Genomic DNA, 17,558 nt, shown 5'->3' with positions numbered 1-17,558 from the left:
CATTCACACACCCTATGCTATTCCTATAATAAAGAGCAACACTTTTATCAATAAGATAGTTGCCCATAATACAGTCAGTAAAAATATTTTAATAAAAGTAAAATTCTATAACTAGGATATTAAATAATTTTATTGAGATTTCATTTGTCTCAATTAATTTAATGCTAACTATAATTTCAATTAATGACAGTACTAATTACTAATAATAGAAACTAAGCGCCGCAAAAATGTCTTGCATTCGACTATCTCAAAATAAAGAATTAGAACTAAGTTGAATAATATAATCACGAAAAAATCCCTTCTATTTTGAGCGCATTTCAAAAGAAGGGATTTTTTCATTATAAAAATTGTGTATTCTTACTTTATTCCTCTATAAAAGGCTAGAAGATGATTTTTGAAATATCTAAATAATAAACCCACTTAAAGCTATCTATCAATCCAGCTAGCCTTATTTACCCTGCCCTTTCAAAGCTTCTACTTCTTTAGTCAAAGCATCTAATTTTGCCTTGAGGACTTCAACTTCATTGCCAGTTCCATCGGCTTCAGGGCCTGCAAAGAGGTTGAGGTATTTGGCATAAGCTTCCTGAGTTTTGTCTTTCATTGTATGATAAGCTGCCATGGTCTTGTCCAGCGTTGCTTCAAAGGCTGCTTCACGAGTCTTGTCTGTGATCAGCTCGCGAGTTTTGGCATCGACAAAAGCGAAGTAGTCTTGGAAAGTATCTTTAGCAAGACCTTCCTCTACATTTTTCTTAAATTCTCCTTCCGCTTTGTCATAAGCTTCTTTAAAAATACCACCGAGTACTGTGTAATATTCAGCCAGTGCATTGTTATACGCCTTTTGATTGTCCAAGATCGCCTTATAAAGGTTAAGTTGTTTTTTATAATAGTTTGTGCCTGGAAGTGCCAAGAGACTGTCGACGACATCTTCGTACTTCTTCAGGTAGTCATTCATAACGTGGCCATAGTCCCTAGGGCTCAGCTGATTGAGTTTGCCGAAGGCACTGTAATCGACATTGGCAAAGTTTCCCATGCCTGTCATCAAAGATTTTGATGTCGCCTCATAGAGATCAAAAAGTGTGTCGCCAAGGGTGGTTTCGAACCCCAGCTTTTTCCAAGATCCTTTCATGGCGTCTTTCATTTGTCGTTGAGATTCTAACACTTTATCTCCAACGTCCTTCACAGTCTCAACACCCTTTTTCATCAGCACCCGATAGTTATCATAAGCTTGAGCATAGACGTTGGCGCCACCCATCCGTTCATAAACAGCCAGAGGATTGAAGTTGCTTTGCATGGCTTCTACATTGTCGAAATAATTTTTGAACATTGAGAAAAAGTTTTGTGTCCCCATGGTCGTGAAGTTTTGGCCAAAGCTCTGATCCCAGAACTTCATGCTATTGTTGAAAATTTGAGCCACGGGATTGGTGGTGTCTGTTCCGAACATACTCTTGAATCCGTTAAGTGTATTTTCTTGCATTTTAAACATGTCTTCATAAAAGTTTAACATCATCGTGCCTCCAATTCTCATTTTTATTCTTTCAGGTTTTATCTTGATTTTATTATACCCACTTTATTGTATTAATCAAGCGGATTATTTGTGAAAAGGCGTAAATTTGGGGTAAATTCCACAGTGTATTCATATGGGAAAACATTTTCGATTTTACATTTCTTGGAAACTTGAATGCACTCTTGTTCACGAGCTAAGATCTTGACGCTGTAACACTGAGTAGCTACATTAAAATTTTCTTGGGACAAACGTGGTCAATTTTAAAAGTTTCTCAACAGCCACGGTTTTAATCGCGACCTGAGCGACCTATAAAAAGTGGCCGGTTACCCGACCACTGTATCACTCTTCTTCAATTTTACCAACACGACGTTCGTGCCGTCCTCCTTCAAAGGTTTCCCCTAAGAAGGTATCCACGATCATCTTTGCCATATCTTCACCGACAACACGCGCCCCAAAGGCAATGATGTTGGCGTTGTTATGACGTACGGACATCTGCGCCGAATAAGGCTCTGAGCACACACAGGCTCTAACGCCTTTCACTTTATTGGCAGATATGCTGATGCCTACTCCGGTGCCGCAGATAAGAATGCCCTTGTCCACGTCGCCGTCTACAACAGCACGGCCCACTGCCTTACCGTAGTCAGGATAGTCGACCGAGTCCTTACCGTCCGTGCCGTAGTCGACCACGGTATGCCCTTGTGCTTTCAAATACTCTGTTATCATTGTCTTCATGTCAAATCCGGCATGATCGGATCCAATTCCAAGCTTCATTTTGTGACCTCATTTCGTGGTTTTTTGCCTTCGAGAAAATCTCGAATATTGTTTACAACAGCTTCGCCCATTTCCATTCTGGCTTCCAGCGTCGCATTCCCCAAGTGGGGTGCCAAGGTGACATTGTCCAGTTTCAACAATGCCTCAGATACTTTGGGTTCAAATTCATACACATCCAGTGCGGCACTTCGAATCTTCCCACGCTCTAATGCATCGATAAGAGCCGCTTCATCTACCAACGGACCACGAGCGGCGTTGATCAGGTGTGCCGTATCCTTCATCAATGCCAATTCTTTCGATCCGATCATGTGCCTAAGTTCCGGTGCAAAAGCAGTATGCAGAGTGAGGATGTCCGCTTCTGCAATGACCTCATCTTGCTCTTTATAGACTGCACCGAGAGCCTCCACATCCTCTTTGCGGTGTCTGGAGTAATAGATCACTTCCATATCAAAAGCGATAGCCCGTTTGGCTAAATTCTTTCCGATATTACCCATGCCGATAATACCTAAAGTCTTGCCTCGTAACTCTTCCCCCAGAAAATAGGTTGGGCGCCATCCCATAAAACCGCCATCTCGAAGATCTTTTTCACCTTCAATCAGACGACGAACGCTCGCTAAAATGAGAAGAAAGGTCAATTCTGCAGTAGAGACGGCAGAGGATGGCGCCGGTGCATTCGTCACGGCAATACCCAACTCCTTTGCCCCTTCAATGTCGATGTTATCGAATCCTGCGCCGTAGTTGGCGATGAGTTTCAAATTTGGTGCTTGGCTCATCATCTCTTTCGTAATCTTATCGGACAGAGGACAGAGGAGTATGTCCGCATCGACCATCCGTCTTGCTAATTCAGATGCAGACAGCGGAATATTGGAGTCTTCATAGTCCATGTCTAAATTCAATGTCTTAATGTTGTCTAAAATCGATTGCGGTATACGACTGGTTATAAATAACTTCATTACTAATGCCCCCAAACCTTTTTTAAGAAATCCTTGATGACCAAACGCTTGGTGAGAAGCGTCTTTTCCAATTCAATTTCAAAATCATCCCCATAAATATTCTTCAGTTTCTTTTCCAAATAGACCGGCACACCATCCACGTCATAGCGCTCGTAGGTGGTTTCCGGCACGTCGCCTCCAAATTCCACCGCCGCGTCAATATAGGGTTTTGCCGCCCCGCAACACGATCCCATGCCGGCGACGACATTGGATGTGATGCGAACGTAGCGGTGCTTTTTTCGAATGTGGGCCAATGCTTCTTCGTTAATTGTCATCCTAACCTCGCTATAAAAGTGGTTTCGCCTTGACACGCCGCTAACAGCGCTTTAAGGTCGGTATTTTGAACTATATATTGCTTGTACCCATCTTTTTGGTGTACTTCACAACCTTCGAGCCCGAGATCAGCCTCCTCAGACACTCGAACGTAGTAGGTCTGAGGCAGCGGAGACAGTACAGTCGGTGCTTCGTCCGCCAGCTCATAGCATTGACGCGCCCCTGATAGTACATGAAGTATATCGCTTACCACAGCGCTGGCCGTGGCATCGCCTCCGGCTCCTTCTCCAAGAAAAGTCAGGTGGTGACAGTAGGCACCGTCCAGTTCCACGCCGTTGAGCGCACCGTCCACGCCATAGAATACATCATCACTGCCGATAAAGGTCGGTTCTACAACAGTGCGAACGCCATCTTGATCCACATCACATCGAGCCAAGAGTTTCAGTTTCATCCTACGTTCCAAGCCAAAGGCTATATCCATAGGCAGCACCGTGCTCATCCCATAATAGGATGTGGCGTCATTGGTCATCACGGCACCTATTGCAAGTGACGTAAGAATGGTGAGTTTTCGTAAGATATCCAGACCTTCCACATCCGCCGTAGGATCCGCCTCGGCATAACCTTGCTCCTGAGCATCTTTCAAGGCACTTTGATAGTCACCGCCTTCTGTCATAGCGGTGAGCATATAATTGGACGTGCCGTTCATAATCCCTCTTAAGTGTCGCACCGGCCCCATGCGTTTTTGAAGTATAAGATTGTCGATAATGGGAATCGCCCCACACACCGACGCACCGTAATAAAACCCCACACCTTGGTCTTCTGCCAAGGTCTTCAACTCGTAAAGGTGCTCACTCACCACACTTTTCGATGCAGTCACGACAGCTTTGCCTCGCTCAAGACTAGCTTTCATATAGCGGTATCCGGCATTTAAATCCCCGGTGAGTTCCACGACAATATCTGCATCGGAGTTTAAAATCGCATCAAAATCTGTAGTGAAGAGCGCCTTACCGTCTACCGTGTCGTCATAGGCCCGTGATCGAAGAATCGCTGTGACCTCCACATCGTCCATCGCCTTTAACAATGTATAGACACTGCGTCCTACCGTGCCATATCCCAACAGGGCAATTTTTTTCATCATGTCTCCTCTCTAAAAATAAATGATACCCTTTCCTCAAAGAAGGGTTTTAAAATTCTATCGCTTATACTATAATTTTAATTAAATATGTTTTATAGCTTTACCCTATATATTGATTTTAGCATGCACTGGTGCTAAAATACATAAAAACCTTGGGAGGATATTATGATTAACCTAGCTGTACTCGGTGCCACAGGCCTTGTCGGCCAAAAGATGAGAAAAATTTTACGGGAACGCAATGTACCTTTTGACCACATTTTTTTCTTTGCGTCTAAAAACTCGGCAGGCAAAAAGCTTTACTTCAAAGACGCATGGTATAACATTCTCGAGCTCACCAAGGACAATTTGAAACAGTGCGGTATCACCCATGCCCTCAGTGCGTTGGACAGTCCCCTCGCTAAAGAATTTTTACCCTATTTAGCTGAGCTCGGCGCCATTATTGTGGACAATTCATCCGCCTTTCGTATGGACGACGACGTGCCCCTGGTTGTTCCGGAAATCAATCTTGATGCCGTAGAGGGTAATCTGATTGCAAGTCCGAACTGCTCCACCATTCAATCTGTTGTCGCCTTAAAACCGATTTACGACGCCTTCGGCATCAAGCGCATCATCTATACGACGTATCAGGCCGTAGCGGGAAGCGGCATCAACGGCGTGGAAGACCTGGTGCGCGGCGATTACAACATCGCCAATACCTTCTATCCTCATCCCATCGCCCACAACTTACTTCCCCACATTGACGATTTTCTCGACGACGGCTACACCAAAGAAGAGATGAAAATGGTCAATGAAACGCGAAAGATTTTCAATGATCAGGAGATTGCCATCACAGCCACGGCAGTGCGGGTGCCTGTGTTTGAATCCCACATGGTCAGCATCGTGGTGGAAACCAAAGAGCCTTTTACCATGGACCAGGTCTTGGAAGCTTTTCAAGGCGCTCAAGGTGTGATTGTGGAAGACGACGTGGCCCATAATGTCTATCCGATGCCGCTGAATACTGCCGGTAAAGATGAAGTCTTTGTAGGACGGATTCGCCGTGATCACTCCGTAGCCAACGGACTGAACTTTATCTGCGTTGCCGACAACACCCGTAAAGGCGCAGCGTTAAATACCATTCAAATTTTAGAAAAATTCATCACAAAATAGACCGCTACGCACGGTCTATGGGAAAGTATTTCAATACATGCTCCGCATCTTTATAGTGGGGCATGTATTTTTTTATGAGCTGATAAAAATCGCTGTTGTGTCCACGCACCACAAGATGCGCTAGCTCGTGAAGCACCACATATTCCAACGCCACCGGTAAGCGCTTCACAAGTTCGGTGTTTAAGGTAAGCGCACCCGTCACGGTGTTGCAGCTCCCCCAACGACTTGTCATTCGACGAAAACGCACCTCGCCCGCTCGCACGCCGAGCGCTTTTTCATAGCGAACCAGATGGGGGCCGGCCGCCTCTTTGATTGCCTCGATACAAAAAGTGTGGAGTGCTCTTTCAACTTTTACCGGCTGTATTGACGGTACCTGCACCAAGATTTGGTCCCCTCGAAGTGTAACCTTGTTTGCGCCGCACCTCACCGCCAACGTATAGGGCTGTCCCCAGAGGTAAAACACGTCACCGGCTGCATAGGTGTGCACCGGCTCATACGTATACTGTTGAAACTCCTGAAGCTTGGTTGCGATGTAGCGGCGATGTGCCTGTACAAAGTTATTTAAGTCGGCGTCCGAGGTGGTGGTGTCGGTGGAAATACGCACCCTGTTCGGCGGATACAGCCGGATATAGGTGTGCTTTTGTCCTGCCTTTCGCACCACGTCGATGCGAGGCTCGATACTCAACGGTCCTCCGCTTTGGTGACAGCTGATGTGATGACCGGGATGAGCTGTTTTTTGCGAGACAGCAAACCTGGTACGGTGAAGGTGTCTCCCTCGCCGCTGATACCGAATCCATCCCTGATGGCCTCGATATAATCGCCCACCACGATGAGCTCCGACGCTTCTTTAAAAATATCTGTAAGCATCATGACAAAGGTTGCTTCGTTATTTCGACTACGGACTTCTTCCATCTTGTCCTTCAGTTCCGTTTCAATGGCCGTCAGATTGTCCAAATCCATGGAAAAAATTTGACAGACTCGCAGCTGCTTGCCTTCCACGACAAATTTTTTCACATCACCGCTCACCAAATCATCCACAGATTTATTGTCGAGCTTAGTCCCCTCTTTAAACATCGCCATGGCAAATGTCTCAGGGTCAAGTCCTGTAATTTTACTTAATCGTTGTAACATCAATCGGTCGGTATCGGTTGCTGTCGGTGAACGGAAGAGCAGCGTGTCAGAAATAATCGCGGCACTCAGGAGACCGGCCATGGCCTTTCCCGGCATAATCCCCGCTTCGTAATACATCTCCGCCACAATAGTAGAGGTGGATCCCACCGGTTCGTTTCTGAAATAGACCGGCTCATCCGTGGCAATATTGGCCACGCGATGATGGTCGATGATCTCCCGGATCACTGCTGTATCCAAATCGTCAATAGACTGATTCTTTTCATTATGATCCACTAAGATAATTTCCTTGCGATGCCCGGAAATCAAGTGGTATCGACCAATGCTGCCCACAACCTTTCCCCTTGCATCCAGCACGGGATACGCACGAAAACGGCTCATCGCCATAATCTTTTTCACATCGTCCACCGTGTCGTTCAAATTGAAGGTAATGAGGTTGTCATCAGTCATCACATGGCTGACCGGCACCGCTTGCGGTAGAAGACGCGCTGCCATAAAGGAATTGTAGTTGGTGGAAATAATAGGAATATCGGCTTCTTTGGCACGATCCAATACCTCTTGGGTTACCCCGAAACCGCCGGTGATAATGATCAGTCCTACGCCACGCTTAATGGCATCCAACTGCGCATCAGTGCGGTCGCCGATGATGACGATATCGCCCTTTGAAATCTTGTCTTCCACCGAGGTGGTATGCATGGCATAGATCACAAGATGTCCCGTTGGCATGTGCAGTGTCTGGGGTCCATAGACAAAGGAACCTGCCAACACTTCCAAAATATTTTCAAAGGTCGTGCCGCTGCGGCCCAATATGGCATCGTCCCACACATCCATATAGGCTCTCGTGATGTTGGAAAGACTCACAATGCCGATAAGATTCTCTTCCCGATCCACCACGGCCAGAGAGTTCACCCCATTCTCCTGAGTGAGAGCTAACGCCTTATACAATGACACATTTTCTGATACACAGTAGGCTTTGTCCATGTCCAGATCCCTAACTTGAGCCTTGATACTGTCCTTGAGCCGCGGCGGATCCACTTTGAAATAATCCAGCACAAATTGTGTTTCCCGATTGACTTCCCCAAGACGAATGGCTTCCACCTCTCGACCTGTCTTTCTGCGTTTGAGCTCAGCATAAGCTAACGCTGCACAAATAGAATCCGTATCCGGATTTTTATGCCCTGTGACATATAATTTATCGTTCATAACAACTCCCTTTTGTCTTCTCTCATCAATGCTTCCTTGCGGTCTAGTCCTGCTCTGATTATCTCAAATTTTATCAAAAAAGAACTGCCTTTTACAGCAGTTCCTGATTTTTTACTGTTCTATATCCGGTAGCATAAAGCGGTTGTCCTTGTTGGCTTCCGCATCGTCAGAGACGGAATACTCGGAGAACGTCACCTGCACCTTTTGCACCTTCCCATCACGTAAAATTTCCAGCTCGGCAGCAGACCCCACTTGATACTTATAGAGAACTGCTTTCAAGTTATTGGCGCTTTGCAGCTTCTCCCCGTCCATGGAGAGAATGACATCGCCGCGTTTGAGACCGGCTGCAGCTGCCGGTGTGTCATCAATGACTCCAAGCACTAAAATGCCGCCCTCCACATTGGTGCGAATGTTGTACATCGCTTTGGCCTGAGCCATATCAATGGACTGGACGCCCAACGATACCACGCGGTAGTTGCCAGTTTCAATGACTTCTTTAATAATCGGTTTCAGCGAATTGATTGGAATGGCAAAACCCAACCCTTCTGCCGTATTGACCTTCACCGTATTAATCCCGATGACCTTGCCTTCTTGATTGAGGAGCGGGCCGCCGGAGTTGCCCGGATTGATGGACGCATCCGTTTGAATGAGTCCGCTCATATAGCCGCCGCCGTTGACCTGACCCATGTAGCGATTGAGTCCGGAGACAATCCCTTGCGTGACCGTACGTTGAAAGGCCAGATCAAAGGGATTGCCGATTGCGATAGCCGGCTCACCAATGTTTAACTTATCCGAATCACCCAGCTCGGCCGCCACCAACTTTTTGTCCGTATCCACTTTTATAATTGCAATATCAATGGACGAATCCACCCAAATCGGCTTCGCTTTGACGGTTTGTCCGTCGTTTAACAGGACGCTCACATTGTCAGCAGATTTTCCGTTTAATTTGACCACGTGGGCATTGGTTAAAATGTAACCGCCTGCATCAATAATGACCCCTGAGCCGGTCCCGCCGGCTTGAACTTGACCGAAGACGGAATCCACGGTGCCTTCCGTCGTGATGCCAACTGTCGACGGAATGGCCTTTTGAGCCACAGCTTCCGCCACCGTCGTCTCTGTGGAAGCCTGAATGGTGACGGGCTGAGATGTGGCGGCCTCAATGTCTGCACCCCTTTGTTCATTTAAAACTGCATACGTAATAGCTGAACCCAGTACACTACCTAAAATGGCCACAACTAAAATGAGAATGATCGGTGTGGACTGTTTCTTTTTATAGCGATTGTTATTGGTTTGCATACTTACCTCCTTCTTTCTTCCTTACTTTGAGTTTATATTTTATTCGTGAAATATTTGTGAAATAATGTTTAAAAGCTCCCTAAGCTTTACCTTCTTAAAAGAAAAGACGGCGTATATGAAAAAGCCGGAGCAGCAAGGCTCCGACTAAGGGTTGGGTTCCACGATCTAAGTATACCTCATTCAACCGCCTGTGCCTAGCCTTTAGGGTAGTCTTTCTTCCGCCTTTTTAAAGTTCTCATTCAAGCCGTTGCCATTCAATGGTATACTTAATCTAAGAACAGCATCAAGGAGAAGTCATGAAATTATTAAAGGCACAACCACTTTACGACGAAAAGATACAACATCTGAGCGCATCACTCACTCGGCGTCCCCGCCGCCTTGCCGTCGTCCGCTTCGAAGATAATCCCGGCAATGCCGCCTACCTAAAAGGCATCCAAACCACCGCCGATAAAATCGGTATGTCCGTGGAAGTCATTGACGCGAGCCCTAATGAGGCTTTGGAGACCGTGGAGCGTCTGAACTACGATGCGACCATCCACGGCATTCTCATCTTTCGTCCCCTTCCGCCATCCATCAACGAACAGGCCCTTAACCTCGCGATCGATCCCAACAAAGATGTGGACTGCATGAACCCTTTAAACAGTGCTAAACTCTATATGGGTGACACCTCAGGTTTTGTTCCTCTGGCGCCGAAAGCATCAATGGAGCTTCTCCATTACTACGGCTACACCTTACAAGGTAAAAACTGCGTCATTGTCAACCACTCCAATGTGGTGGGCAAGCCATTGGCCATGCTCCTTCTGGCAGAAGGTGCAACGGTCACGATATGCCATGACAAAACAGTCGATTTAAAAGCCTACACTCAAAAGGCGGACTTTGTCTTTACCGCCACAGGACAGAGTGAATACTTCGACGGTTCCTACTTTAAAGATGGGGCGGTTGCCATTGACATCGGCATTGCACGCAGTGCCTCAGGTAAACTCACCGGCGACTTAAAGTCTCAAACTCTAGATCTCCTGGAAGCTTACTCCCCTGTCCCCGGCGGCATCGGAAGCCTCACCAGTCTCATGCTTCTTGAGAGCATTGTCAACAGATAAAGATAGCGTCCCCCGGGCTCACCGGGGATTTTTATTGCCCGACCGGGGTGTGTTATAATACGTTAGAGGTGACATATGGCTTACGATGGAATCATGCTTCGAGGGATCACCCACGACCTTCAAAGCTTAATCAATAAAAAAATAGAAAAAATTTACCAAGTCTCAAAGGATAAAATCATTCTCGTCTTTCGCATCGACGGCGAAAAAAAGAAACTCCTTCTCGATGTGAGTTCCGCCACGCCCAGAATTCACTTTACCGACGTAGACTTTAACAATCCGACCACACCGCCCACCTTTTGTATGCTCCTTCGAAAACACCTGGAAGGCTTTAAAGTCACCGGTGTGGAGCAAGTGGCCATGGATCGGATTCTCTTTATCCACGTCATGAGTCGGGACGAACTTCAATTTGAAGTCGCCCGCACTCTGGTGGTGGAACTTATGGGTAAACATTCCAACATCATTCTCATCGATGGCAAAACTCATGTCATTCTGGATGCCATCCGCCGAGTCAATCGCACCATGTCGTCAGTACGTGAAGTCCTCCCCGGTCTCACTTACACCAACGACGACATCGTAAGGGGTACCAACCCCTTGGACGACAACGCCTTTGAAGCGCTGGAGATCACTTCAAAGTCCCTTCGTCAATCCTTTATCACAAGCTTTATGGGACTGGGACCTATCGTCATTCGGGAAATGTGCTGCCGGGCATCGTTGGATGAAGACCGACCCCTGAACAGCTTGAGTGCCGATGAACTGACTGCCCTCAGGACGGCCTTTTACGACGTCCTCGCACCTGTGAAAGCTCATCACTACACGCCGCTTCTGATCGAGGAGAACGGCACACTCATCGACTATGCCCCCCTTGAGCTCACCCATTATAACGACGCTTCAAAAACAGGTTTTGACAACTTAAGTATCCTTGCCGACACCTACTACGCCCGAAAGATCACCCATCAGGTGGTCAAGGACAAGTCCTCCGAGCTCCACAAGAAGCTGAGCAGTTTATTGAAGCGGGAAGAAAATAAACTGTCCAAGCAACTCAAAGAGTTTGAACAGGCTCAAGCCAGAGAAAAGTATAAAATCTATGCCGATCTCATTGCCTCCAACCTCTACCGCATTGAGGAAGGTGCCGACGAAGTCACGGTGGAAAACTTCTTTGACGCGATGCAGCCCATCACCATCAAATTAGATCCCCTCCTCTCCCCCCAAGGCAACGCCAACAAATACTATAAGCGCTATGGCAAGTTAAAAAATGCTTATAACAAACTCACCGAAGAACTGGACCATACGAAAAACAGCATTGCCTATTTACACAGCGTGGTATCAAACCTGTCCTTGGCCGGAACCGCAGAAGACGTGGATGCCATTAAAGACGAACTGATGGACATGGGCTACCTGAAAAAACAAAGTGCTAAGAAAAAGTCCAAAGCTTCCAAGTATTTGGAAGTCCCCGTGTCCGATGGCATATGCTACGTGGGAAAGAACAATCATCAAAACGACTTCCTCACTCATAAATTTGCCCATAAAGATGATCTTTGGTTCCACGTGCAAAATGCACCCGGGTCTCACGTCATCCTAAAGGCGGCCCAATACACCGACGACAACCTCAAAGCTGCCGCCGCCCTGGCCGCGGCCCACTCCGGCCAAAATCGCTCCAACAACGTGCCTGTAGATTACACGTTCGTCAAGTATGTCAAACGCCATCCGGCAAAAATGCCGGGACTGGTCACTTACACCAACTTTAAAACCATTATTGTCAAACAATGACACAAAAAGCCCTTACTTTTCAGTAAGGGCTTTCTTAGCGGCCAAAGCCGCAAATTCAATCTTCTTTGTCCGCATCATCGAGGAAATTGAGGCGATCGAGAACCAATTTGTAGCCGTCGGATCCATAGTGTAAGCTGCGATTGATCCGCGAAATAGTCGCGGTGCTTGCGCCGGTCTCCTTTTCAATTTCGTGATACGTTTTGTTTTTAATAAGCAGTTTTACAACGTGCAGACGTTGTGCAATGGCTTGAATTTCTTTAACAGTACAGATATCTTCGAAAAATCTGTAGCATTCTTCCCGAGTTTCCAGGGATAACACTGCGTCAAATAAGCCGTCAGCCTGCTCACTTTTAATTTTAGAATTGTACATAGTTGCCTCCTTGTATAGACTGTCCAACAATTTTATAGTAGCAATTTGATATGATAAAGTCAACACTCTATGACGCGAAAACTCTCGAACATGGCAACCTTTTAGACTTTGTCATCATTCAGTCATCAATGTAAAAAAATAGCCCGAAGGCTATTTTCTAACTTAATATTCTACGAAAAGACCGGATTTGCAACCGCAAAGTGGGCAAGTTTCCACATCTTCAAAAGCAATATAACCGCAGACAGGGCAAAGTTTAACCGTTTCAACTTCCAAGTCTTTACCTGCCTCAACAGCATCGATAGCTGCTTGATAGCGTTCTGCGTGTACCTTTTCAGCTTCGATAGCATAACGCATAGCTTTAACAGCTTCGTCCTCACCTTGCATTTCTGCAACAGCTATGTAAGCCGGATACATTTGAGTATATTCAAAAACTTCGCCGCCCTTTGCGCCTTCCAAGTTTTCTTTTAAAGAACCGATACCGAAACCTGCCATAGATGTTACAGGGAAATCACCGGCTACATCGCGAAGTGCGTTGAAGTGAAGCGTTGCGTGAACTTGTTCTGCATCAGAAGTTGCTAAGAAAAGACGTGCAATATTTTCTTTGCCTTCTTTTTTTGCAAGATTACCCCAGATTCTATATCTCATGTGAGCTTGGGATTCGCCGCCAAATGCTGATCTAAGATTGTCGCTAGTCATGTGATTCATAAAATACCTCCTAATTACAGTAGTTTCTACATACAATGTAATTCTATCAGATCTTGATTAAATTTGCACCATTTAAGTGATAGATTTTAGCCAACAACCACCTTAATCATTTAAACATACACACTAAAACATTGTGTTATGGATAACGAGACAGACCGCTTTTTGATCTGGCTCGTGGTGTTGACGCCACATCCGTTCTAAACACTTTTGAATGTGTCATAAACTCAACAGAATTCAGGTCACGGGCACATCGCGGCACACCCAAAGCTCATACCTCGCCTGTCAAATGTACCACCGTCACCTGGACAGGATTCCATAGTCTGAAATACAAGTGTTGTCCTGCGCCTGAGTCAATATACAGCTTCGACTTGCCCACCTGATACCAACCTTTGGAATATTTGGGAAAGAGCGTGGGGCCATGGTCGATAATCTGTCCTAGCCACGGCAACCGAACCTGACCGCCGTGAGTGTGCCCTGACAGCACCACGTCGTAATCCCTGGGCGCTTTAATAAACTGATAGGGATTGTGCACAAGAAGCACCGCATATCCGCCTCCGATATCTTGGAACTGACGTCCTGCAAAGCTCTCACCGTACAACGTCACACCTTTCACCGATGCCGTCTTACCGGCAAGATCGATTATGTGACACTTTCGGCATAAGCGCGCCATATCCACGACACGGTTTTCCACTTCGTGATTGCCGCTCACATAAAACCTCGGCACGCCCTCAAATGCTAGCGCTAATGCTTCAAATGCACCGGGGTCTGTCGTGTGACGATTGATGCAATCACCGGTAAAGACGACGGCATCCGGTGCCATCGCCTTGAGCTTTTTGAGCAACGGTCGCCGAAGCGCCAGGACGTTATTATGGAAGTCGGAGATTTGAACCAACGTCACCGACTCCTTAAGGCGCGAATCACTGACATAGACATGACGCACCCGCACCACGGCAAGCTGCGTATACCAATACATTATGATCAATAAAAAAATTAAACCCATCATGGCCTCATTATAACATAAGCCCGACATCACTTAGGACACCGAGCTTTACATAGTTTTGGCCCTCATAACAAGTCCGGTCCGTTAAACTGCCCATAGACCATCGTCCGTCTCTTAAAAGGCATCTTCCCTTCACAAAGATCTCCTGCTAAAGTCAATGCCTGAAGCTGCAAAGCATCCCTTCTCATCCTGTTCATGGCACATCAATGCACACGGATTACTGAGGGTTGCCAAGCCTGCACTACAGTGCACGTTTTTTCCATTTTCTGATTTTAGTTCGAAACGTGCCGAAGGGCGCAACGGTATTTATATGTATAAATTTATACACTTCCCAGACCGCTGTCTTGGTCGCATCATCCGCCCATTGCCGCATATGGGGTTTAAATAATTCGTCCTCACTTAACGAATCAATCATGTCATAGATGGCATGAATATTGTCATGTAACTTCCCTTTGAGCTCGTGGAGAGATAACGTCCCATAGGTCTCATTGAAATACTGATATAACGCGCCGAGCTGATTCCATTTAAAGTTATCTGTCGGAGTCTGGACCGGACGTCCCTTTTTTTCATCGTCTTCCCACTTCAAAATTAAGCTTGTCCACCCCACTTGATACGCCAGGTTCTCAGCCGGCGTTCTGTCCACATCATCAACCCTTTTGTCTTTTAATGCTTCCGGAATCGTATCAAATTCCGATATATATGCCTCAAATGTTCTATGTATTTCAGCTTTCAAGATCTCTTTATTCTCATAAACGCGCACTACTTAACCTCCATTATCTACATTCTCTAAACTGTGTCAGCTTTCTCGTTGAGCTGTACGTCCTGGCTTTCGCCGTAGTGATGTCATTATATCAAATGTTATGGCTTGCCGCTTCTCTCTCATGCTCAATGCTGTACAACAGCAGACAACAAAAAAGACACTCCGGTGAGTGTCTCTGTCTGCCACATTGCAATTATGATTCCTTATCTTGCTTCGGATGAAGGAGCTTCAGTTCCAGGGACGAGATACGATTGTCTTTCACATGAAGGCCGGTCAATTCCACACTGTCTTCGTAAGTGACTTTAAATCCTTCGTCAGTCTCTGCAGGGATATACCCCAGCAGTTCCACCATCAGTCCTGAAATGGTCTCGTGATTTTCGGAATAGAGTTTCAGATCCAAAGCGTCATTGACTTCATCGATTTCCATAAAACCGTCGACACGATAGGTAGCTTCACCGACTTTTTCCATGCTGGGTTCTTCATGGTCATATTCGTCTTCGATCTCCCCGACAATCTCTTCGACCAAATCTTCCATAGTGACCATACCGGAAAAGCCGCCGTATTCATCAATCAAGATGGCAACATAATTCTTGCTCATTTGAAGTTCTTTTAAGAGGCTGTCCACTTTTTTAGTCTCAGGGACAAAGTAAGGTTCTTTAATGACATTATCAATGTTGATCTCGGTGTAATTGTTTTTGGAGTAGTCGTAGAAGAGGTCTTTAATATACAGAGTTCCGATGACGTTATCTCTGTTGTCTTTAAATACCGGCACACGGGAATAGCCCATTTTTAAAATCTCAACAATGGTCTCGGTGCTGAACTCATCATAATCCACCATATAAATGGAAGTCCGCGGCGTCATGATTTCATAGGCCATGGTATCGTCAAATTCCATAATGTTGACGATCATCGCTTCCCCTGCCGAGTTGATCACGCCTTGCTCGGTGGAAACTTTAATATAACCCTTGAGCTCTTCTTCTGAAATCTTTTCTTCTACATCTTCCGAGTATTTGCCGATGAGTTTTAACAGCATGGTCGTGGAAAAGCTGAGAAGTTTGACAAAAGGCAGGGCAATTTTGGACACCACGCCGATAACCGGCGCACTCTTTAACGCCACATCATCGGCATTGGTCAGTGCAATACGTTTCGGTACCAGTTCGCCGCACACGAGGGTGATGTAAGACAAGACTAAGGTGATGAGAATCATAGCTATCGTCGATGCGTAAGGAATGCCCAGTCCGCCCAGTTGCTTGGCAAAGACGGCGGAGATAGTGGTCGCTGCCGATGCCGAAGAGAAAAAGTTAGCAAAGGTAATGCCCACCTGAATTGTGGAGAGAAATCGCGTTTGGTTCTCCAACAGACGCAAAAGCGTACGGGCATTTTTGTTGCCTTCCTCGGCGAGATGTTGAATGCGATTGCGATTGGCCGAGACCATAGCCATTTCTGCCGATGCAAAAAAAGCATTGACATAGGTTAAGAATGCAATGAGTAACAGTTGTAAAAGTATCGAGCCTCCGGCTCCGTCCATAGTTGTCCTCCTTGAGATATACTGGCTTAATTATACCCTATTTATCTAATGCCTCACAACTTATTGAAAAAGAAGGGAGGTCATGGATAAGCTACCCATCTCGAAACAGTCGTTGAAAAAAACAGGCGCTTCCACCTCATAGGCCGCCCCTAAGGTGATAAAAAGGGGATAGAAATGCTCCACAGTCGGTACCGCACCGCCAGATCCCGAAAGGGTACTGTAGTTGAATAGACCTTGGATGTCACGGCCCGCAATGTGAGATTTGACAGCCTGATTAAAGGCCTTTGCCCAAGAAAAGCCGCCTTGTAACGACGGATCCATGGCCCTAAGATTGTGAACGATATTCCCGCTTCCCAGAATCATGACGTTGTCCTCTCGAAGCGGTCTGAGTTTTCGTCCGATCTCAAAGAGCGCTTCCGGTGTGGCGGTGATATCGGTAGAAAGACACACCACCGGCACATCAGCATTGGGATACATATGACAGAGTACTGACCAGGCACCATGATCCAGACCCCAGTCGTTGTTCTCAATAGCCACGCCGTCAAGGTAGTTTAAAGCGGCCTGAGCCGTAGCCACGTCGTTTGGCGGCGCATACTTCAGATGATACAGCGCTTCAGGAAAGCCGTACATATCATAGATTTGACGATTGTCCTTCGCCGTGCGCACAGCAGTTGTATCCGTCATCCAATGTGCGGAACAGAGAAGGATGGCCTTCGGACGAGGCAATGTCCGACCCAGGTCACGCCACGCCTTACTGATTGAGTTGTCTAAAATAGCATTCATGGGCGAACCATGGCCTACAAATAGTGCCGGTGCTTTCATTGTTGCCTCATTTCTATGACTTGTCCTGTCGGTGACCTGAGTGCTATAACCCATACACGTC

17 protein-coding genes are annotated in these 17,558 nt (G+C 46.4%); 3 read left to right on the top strand and 14 right to left on the bottom strand.

Annotated features, from left to right (window positions below; genetic code table 11):
* Positions 1-448: 448 nt before the first annotated feature.
* From O6R05_RS02410 to O6R05_RS02390, 5 genes are all read right to left on the bottom strand, one after another.
* Entirely contained in the window at positions 449-1,507 is a 1,059-nt protein-coding gene (locus O6R05_RS02410) for a poly(R)-hydroxyalkanoic acid synthase subunit PhaE (protein WP_271191946.1), read from the bottom strand.
* Between the two features lie 336 nt (positions 1,508-1,843).
* Positions 1,844-2,275, bottom strand: coding sequence for a ribose 5-phosphate isomerase B (gene rpiB, locus O6R05_RS02405; protein WP_271191945.1), 432 nt, complete (start codon positions 2,273-2,275; stop codon positions 1,844-1,846).
* Positions 2,272-3,228, bottom strand: a complete 957-nt coding sequence (locus O6R05_RS02400; RefSeq protein WP_271191944.1) for an NAD(P)-dependent oxidoreductase — start codon at positions 3,226-3,228, stop codon at positions 2,272-2,274. The genes rpiB and O6R05_RS02400 overlap by 4 nt, the downstream gene beginning before the upstream one ends.
* Before the next feature lie 2 nt (positions 3,229-3,230).
* Positions 3,231-3,542, bottom strand: coding sequence for a CC/Se motif family (seleno)protein (locus O6R05_RS02395; protein ID WP_271191943.1), 312 nt, complete (start codon positions 3,540-3,542; stop codon positions 3,231-3,233).
* Positions 3,539-4,678 carry a homoserine dehydrogenase gene (locus tag O6R05_RS02390; RefSeq protein ID WP_271191942.1) on the bottom strand — a complete coding sequence of 380 codons (1,140 nt, stop codon included), beginning with the start codon at positions 4,676-4,678 and terminating at the stop codon, positions 3,539-3,541. The genes O6R05_RS02395 and O6R05_RS02390 overlap by 4 nt, the downstream gene beginning before the upstream one ends.
* 159 nt (positions 4,679-4,837) lie before the next feature.
* On the opposite strand from O6R05_RS02390, the gene O6R05_RS02385 reads away from it, so the two are divergent.
* Entirely contained in the window at positions 4,838-5,821 is a 984-nt protein-coding gene (locus tag O6R05_RS02385) for an aspartate-semialdehyde dehydrogenase (protein ID WP_271192284.1), read from the top strand.
* 4 nt (positions 5,822-5,825) lie between these two features.
* On the opposite strand, the gene O6R05_RS02380 is transcribed toward O6R05_RS02385, so the two are convergent.
* The 3 genes from O6R05_RS02380 to O6R05_RS02370 form a co-directional block, all read right to left on the bottom strand.
* The gene (locus O6R05_RS02380; protein WP_271191941.1) at positions 5,826-6,506 is read right to left on the bottom strand and encodes a M48 family metallopeptidase; all 681 of its coding nucleotides are present in this window, start codon (positions 6,504-6,506) and stop codon (positions 5,826-5,828) included.
* Entirely contained in the window at positions 6,503-8,152 is a 1,650-nt protein-coding gene (locus O6R05_RS02375; RefSeq protein WP_271191940.1) for a putative manganese-dependent inorganic diphosphatase, read from the bottom strand. The genes O6R05_RS02380 and O6R05_RS02375 overlap by 4 nt, the downstream gene beginning before the upstream one ends.
* Positions 8,153-8,263: 111 nt before the next feature.
* Positions 8,264-9,448, bottom strand: coding sequence for a S1C family serine protease (locus O6R05_RS02370; protein WP_271191939.1), 1,185 nt, complete (start codon positions 9,446-9,448; stop codon positions 8,264-8,266).
* Positions 9,449-9,744: 296 nt separating this feature from the next.
* Between O6R05_RS02370 and O6R05_RS02365 the strand changes: the two genes are divergently transcribed.
* Both O6R05_RS02365 and O6R05_RS02360 read left to right on the top strand, forming a co-directional pair.
* Entirely contained in the window at positions 9,745-10,545 is an 801-nt protein-coding gene (locus tag O6R05_RS02365) for a bifunctional 5,10-methylenetetrahydrofolate dehydrogenase/5,10-methenyltetrahydrofolate cyclohydrolase (protein ID WP_271191938.1), read from the top strand.
* A 75-nt stretch (positions 10,546-10,620) separates the two neighbouring features.
* Positions 10,621-12,312 (top strand): Rqc2 family fibronectin-binding protein, encoded by a 1,692-nt coding sequence (locus O6R05_RS02360; RefSeq protein WP_271191937.1) that lies wholly within the window; start codon positions 10,621-10,623, stop codon positions 12,310-12,312.
* A gap of 55 nt (positions 12,313-12,367) precedes the next feature.
* On the opposite strand, the gene O6R05_RS02355 is transcribed toward O6R05_RS02360, so the two are convergent.
* The 6 genes from O6R05_RS02355 to ygiD all read right to left on the bottom strand — a co-directional run bounded on the left by O6R05_RS02355 (position 12,368) and on the right by ygiD (position 17,497).
* Positions 12,368-12,682, bottom strand: coding sequence for a YerC/YecD family TrpR-related protein (locus O6R05_RS02355; protein WP_271191936.1), 315 nt, complete (start codon positions 12,680-12,682; stop codon positions 12,368-12,370).
* Between the two features lie 162 nt (positions 12,683-12,844).
* Complete coding sequence (locus O6R05_RS02350) at positions 12,845-13,387, bottom strand: rubrerythrin family protein (protein ID WP_271191935.1); 543 nt, start codon at positions 13,385-13,387, stop codon at positions 12,845-12,847.
* 268 nt (positions 13,388-13,655) lie between these two features.
* Positions 13,656-14,360 carry a metallophosphoesterase gene (locus tag O6R05_RS02345; protein ID WP_271191934.1) on the bottom strand — a complete coding sequence of 235 codons (705 nt, stop codon included), beginning with the start codon at positions 14,358-14,360 and terminating at the stop codon, positions 13,656-13,658.
* 268 nt (positions 14,361-14,628) lie between these two features.
* A complete protein-coding gene (locus O6R05_RS02340; RefSeq protein WP_271191933.1) occupies positions 14,629-15,147 on the bottom strand; it encodes a ClbS/DfsB family four-helix bundle protein in 519 nt (172 codons plus the stop codon).
* A 193-nt stretch (positions 15,148-15,340) separates the two neighbouring features.
* A complete protein-coding gene (locus O6R05_RS02335) occupies positions 15,341-16,675 on the bottom strand; it encodes a hemolysin family protein (protein ID WP_271191932.1) in 1,335 nt (444 codons plus the stop codon).
* Positions 16,676-16,735: 60 nt separating this feature from the next.
* Positions 16,736-17,497: a 4,5-DOPA-extradiol-dioxygenase gene (gene ygiD, locus O6R05_RS02330; protein WP_271191931.1), complete on the bottom strand. Its 762-nt coding sequence runs from the start codon at positions 17,495-17,497 to the stop codon at positions 16,736-16,738.
* Positions 17,498-17,558 lie beyond the last annotated feature (61 nt).

The organism is Peptoniphilus equinus (genome assembly GCF_027921445.1).
GTDB lineage: Bacteria > Bacillota > Clostridia > Tissierellales > Peptoniphilaceae > Peptoniphilus > Peptoniphilus equinus.
Note: the sequence above shows the minus strand (reverse complement) of the source record. Positions and strands in the feature narration are given on the sequence as shown.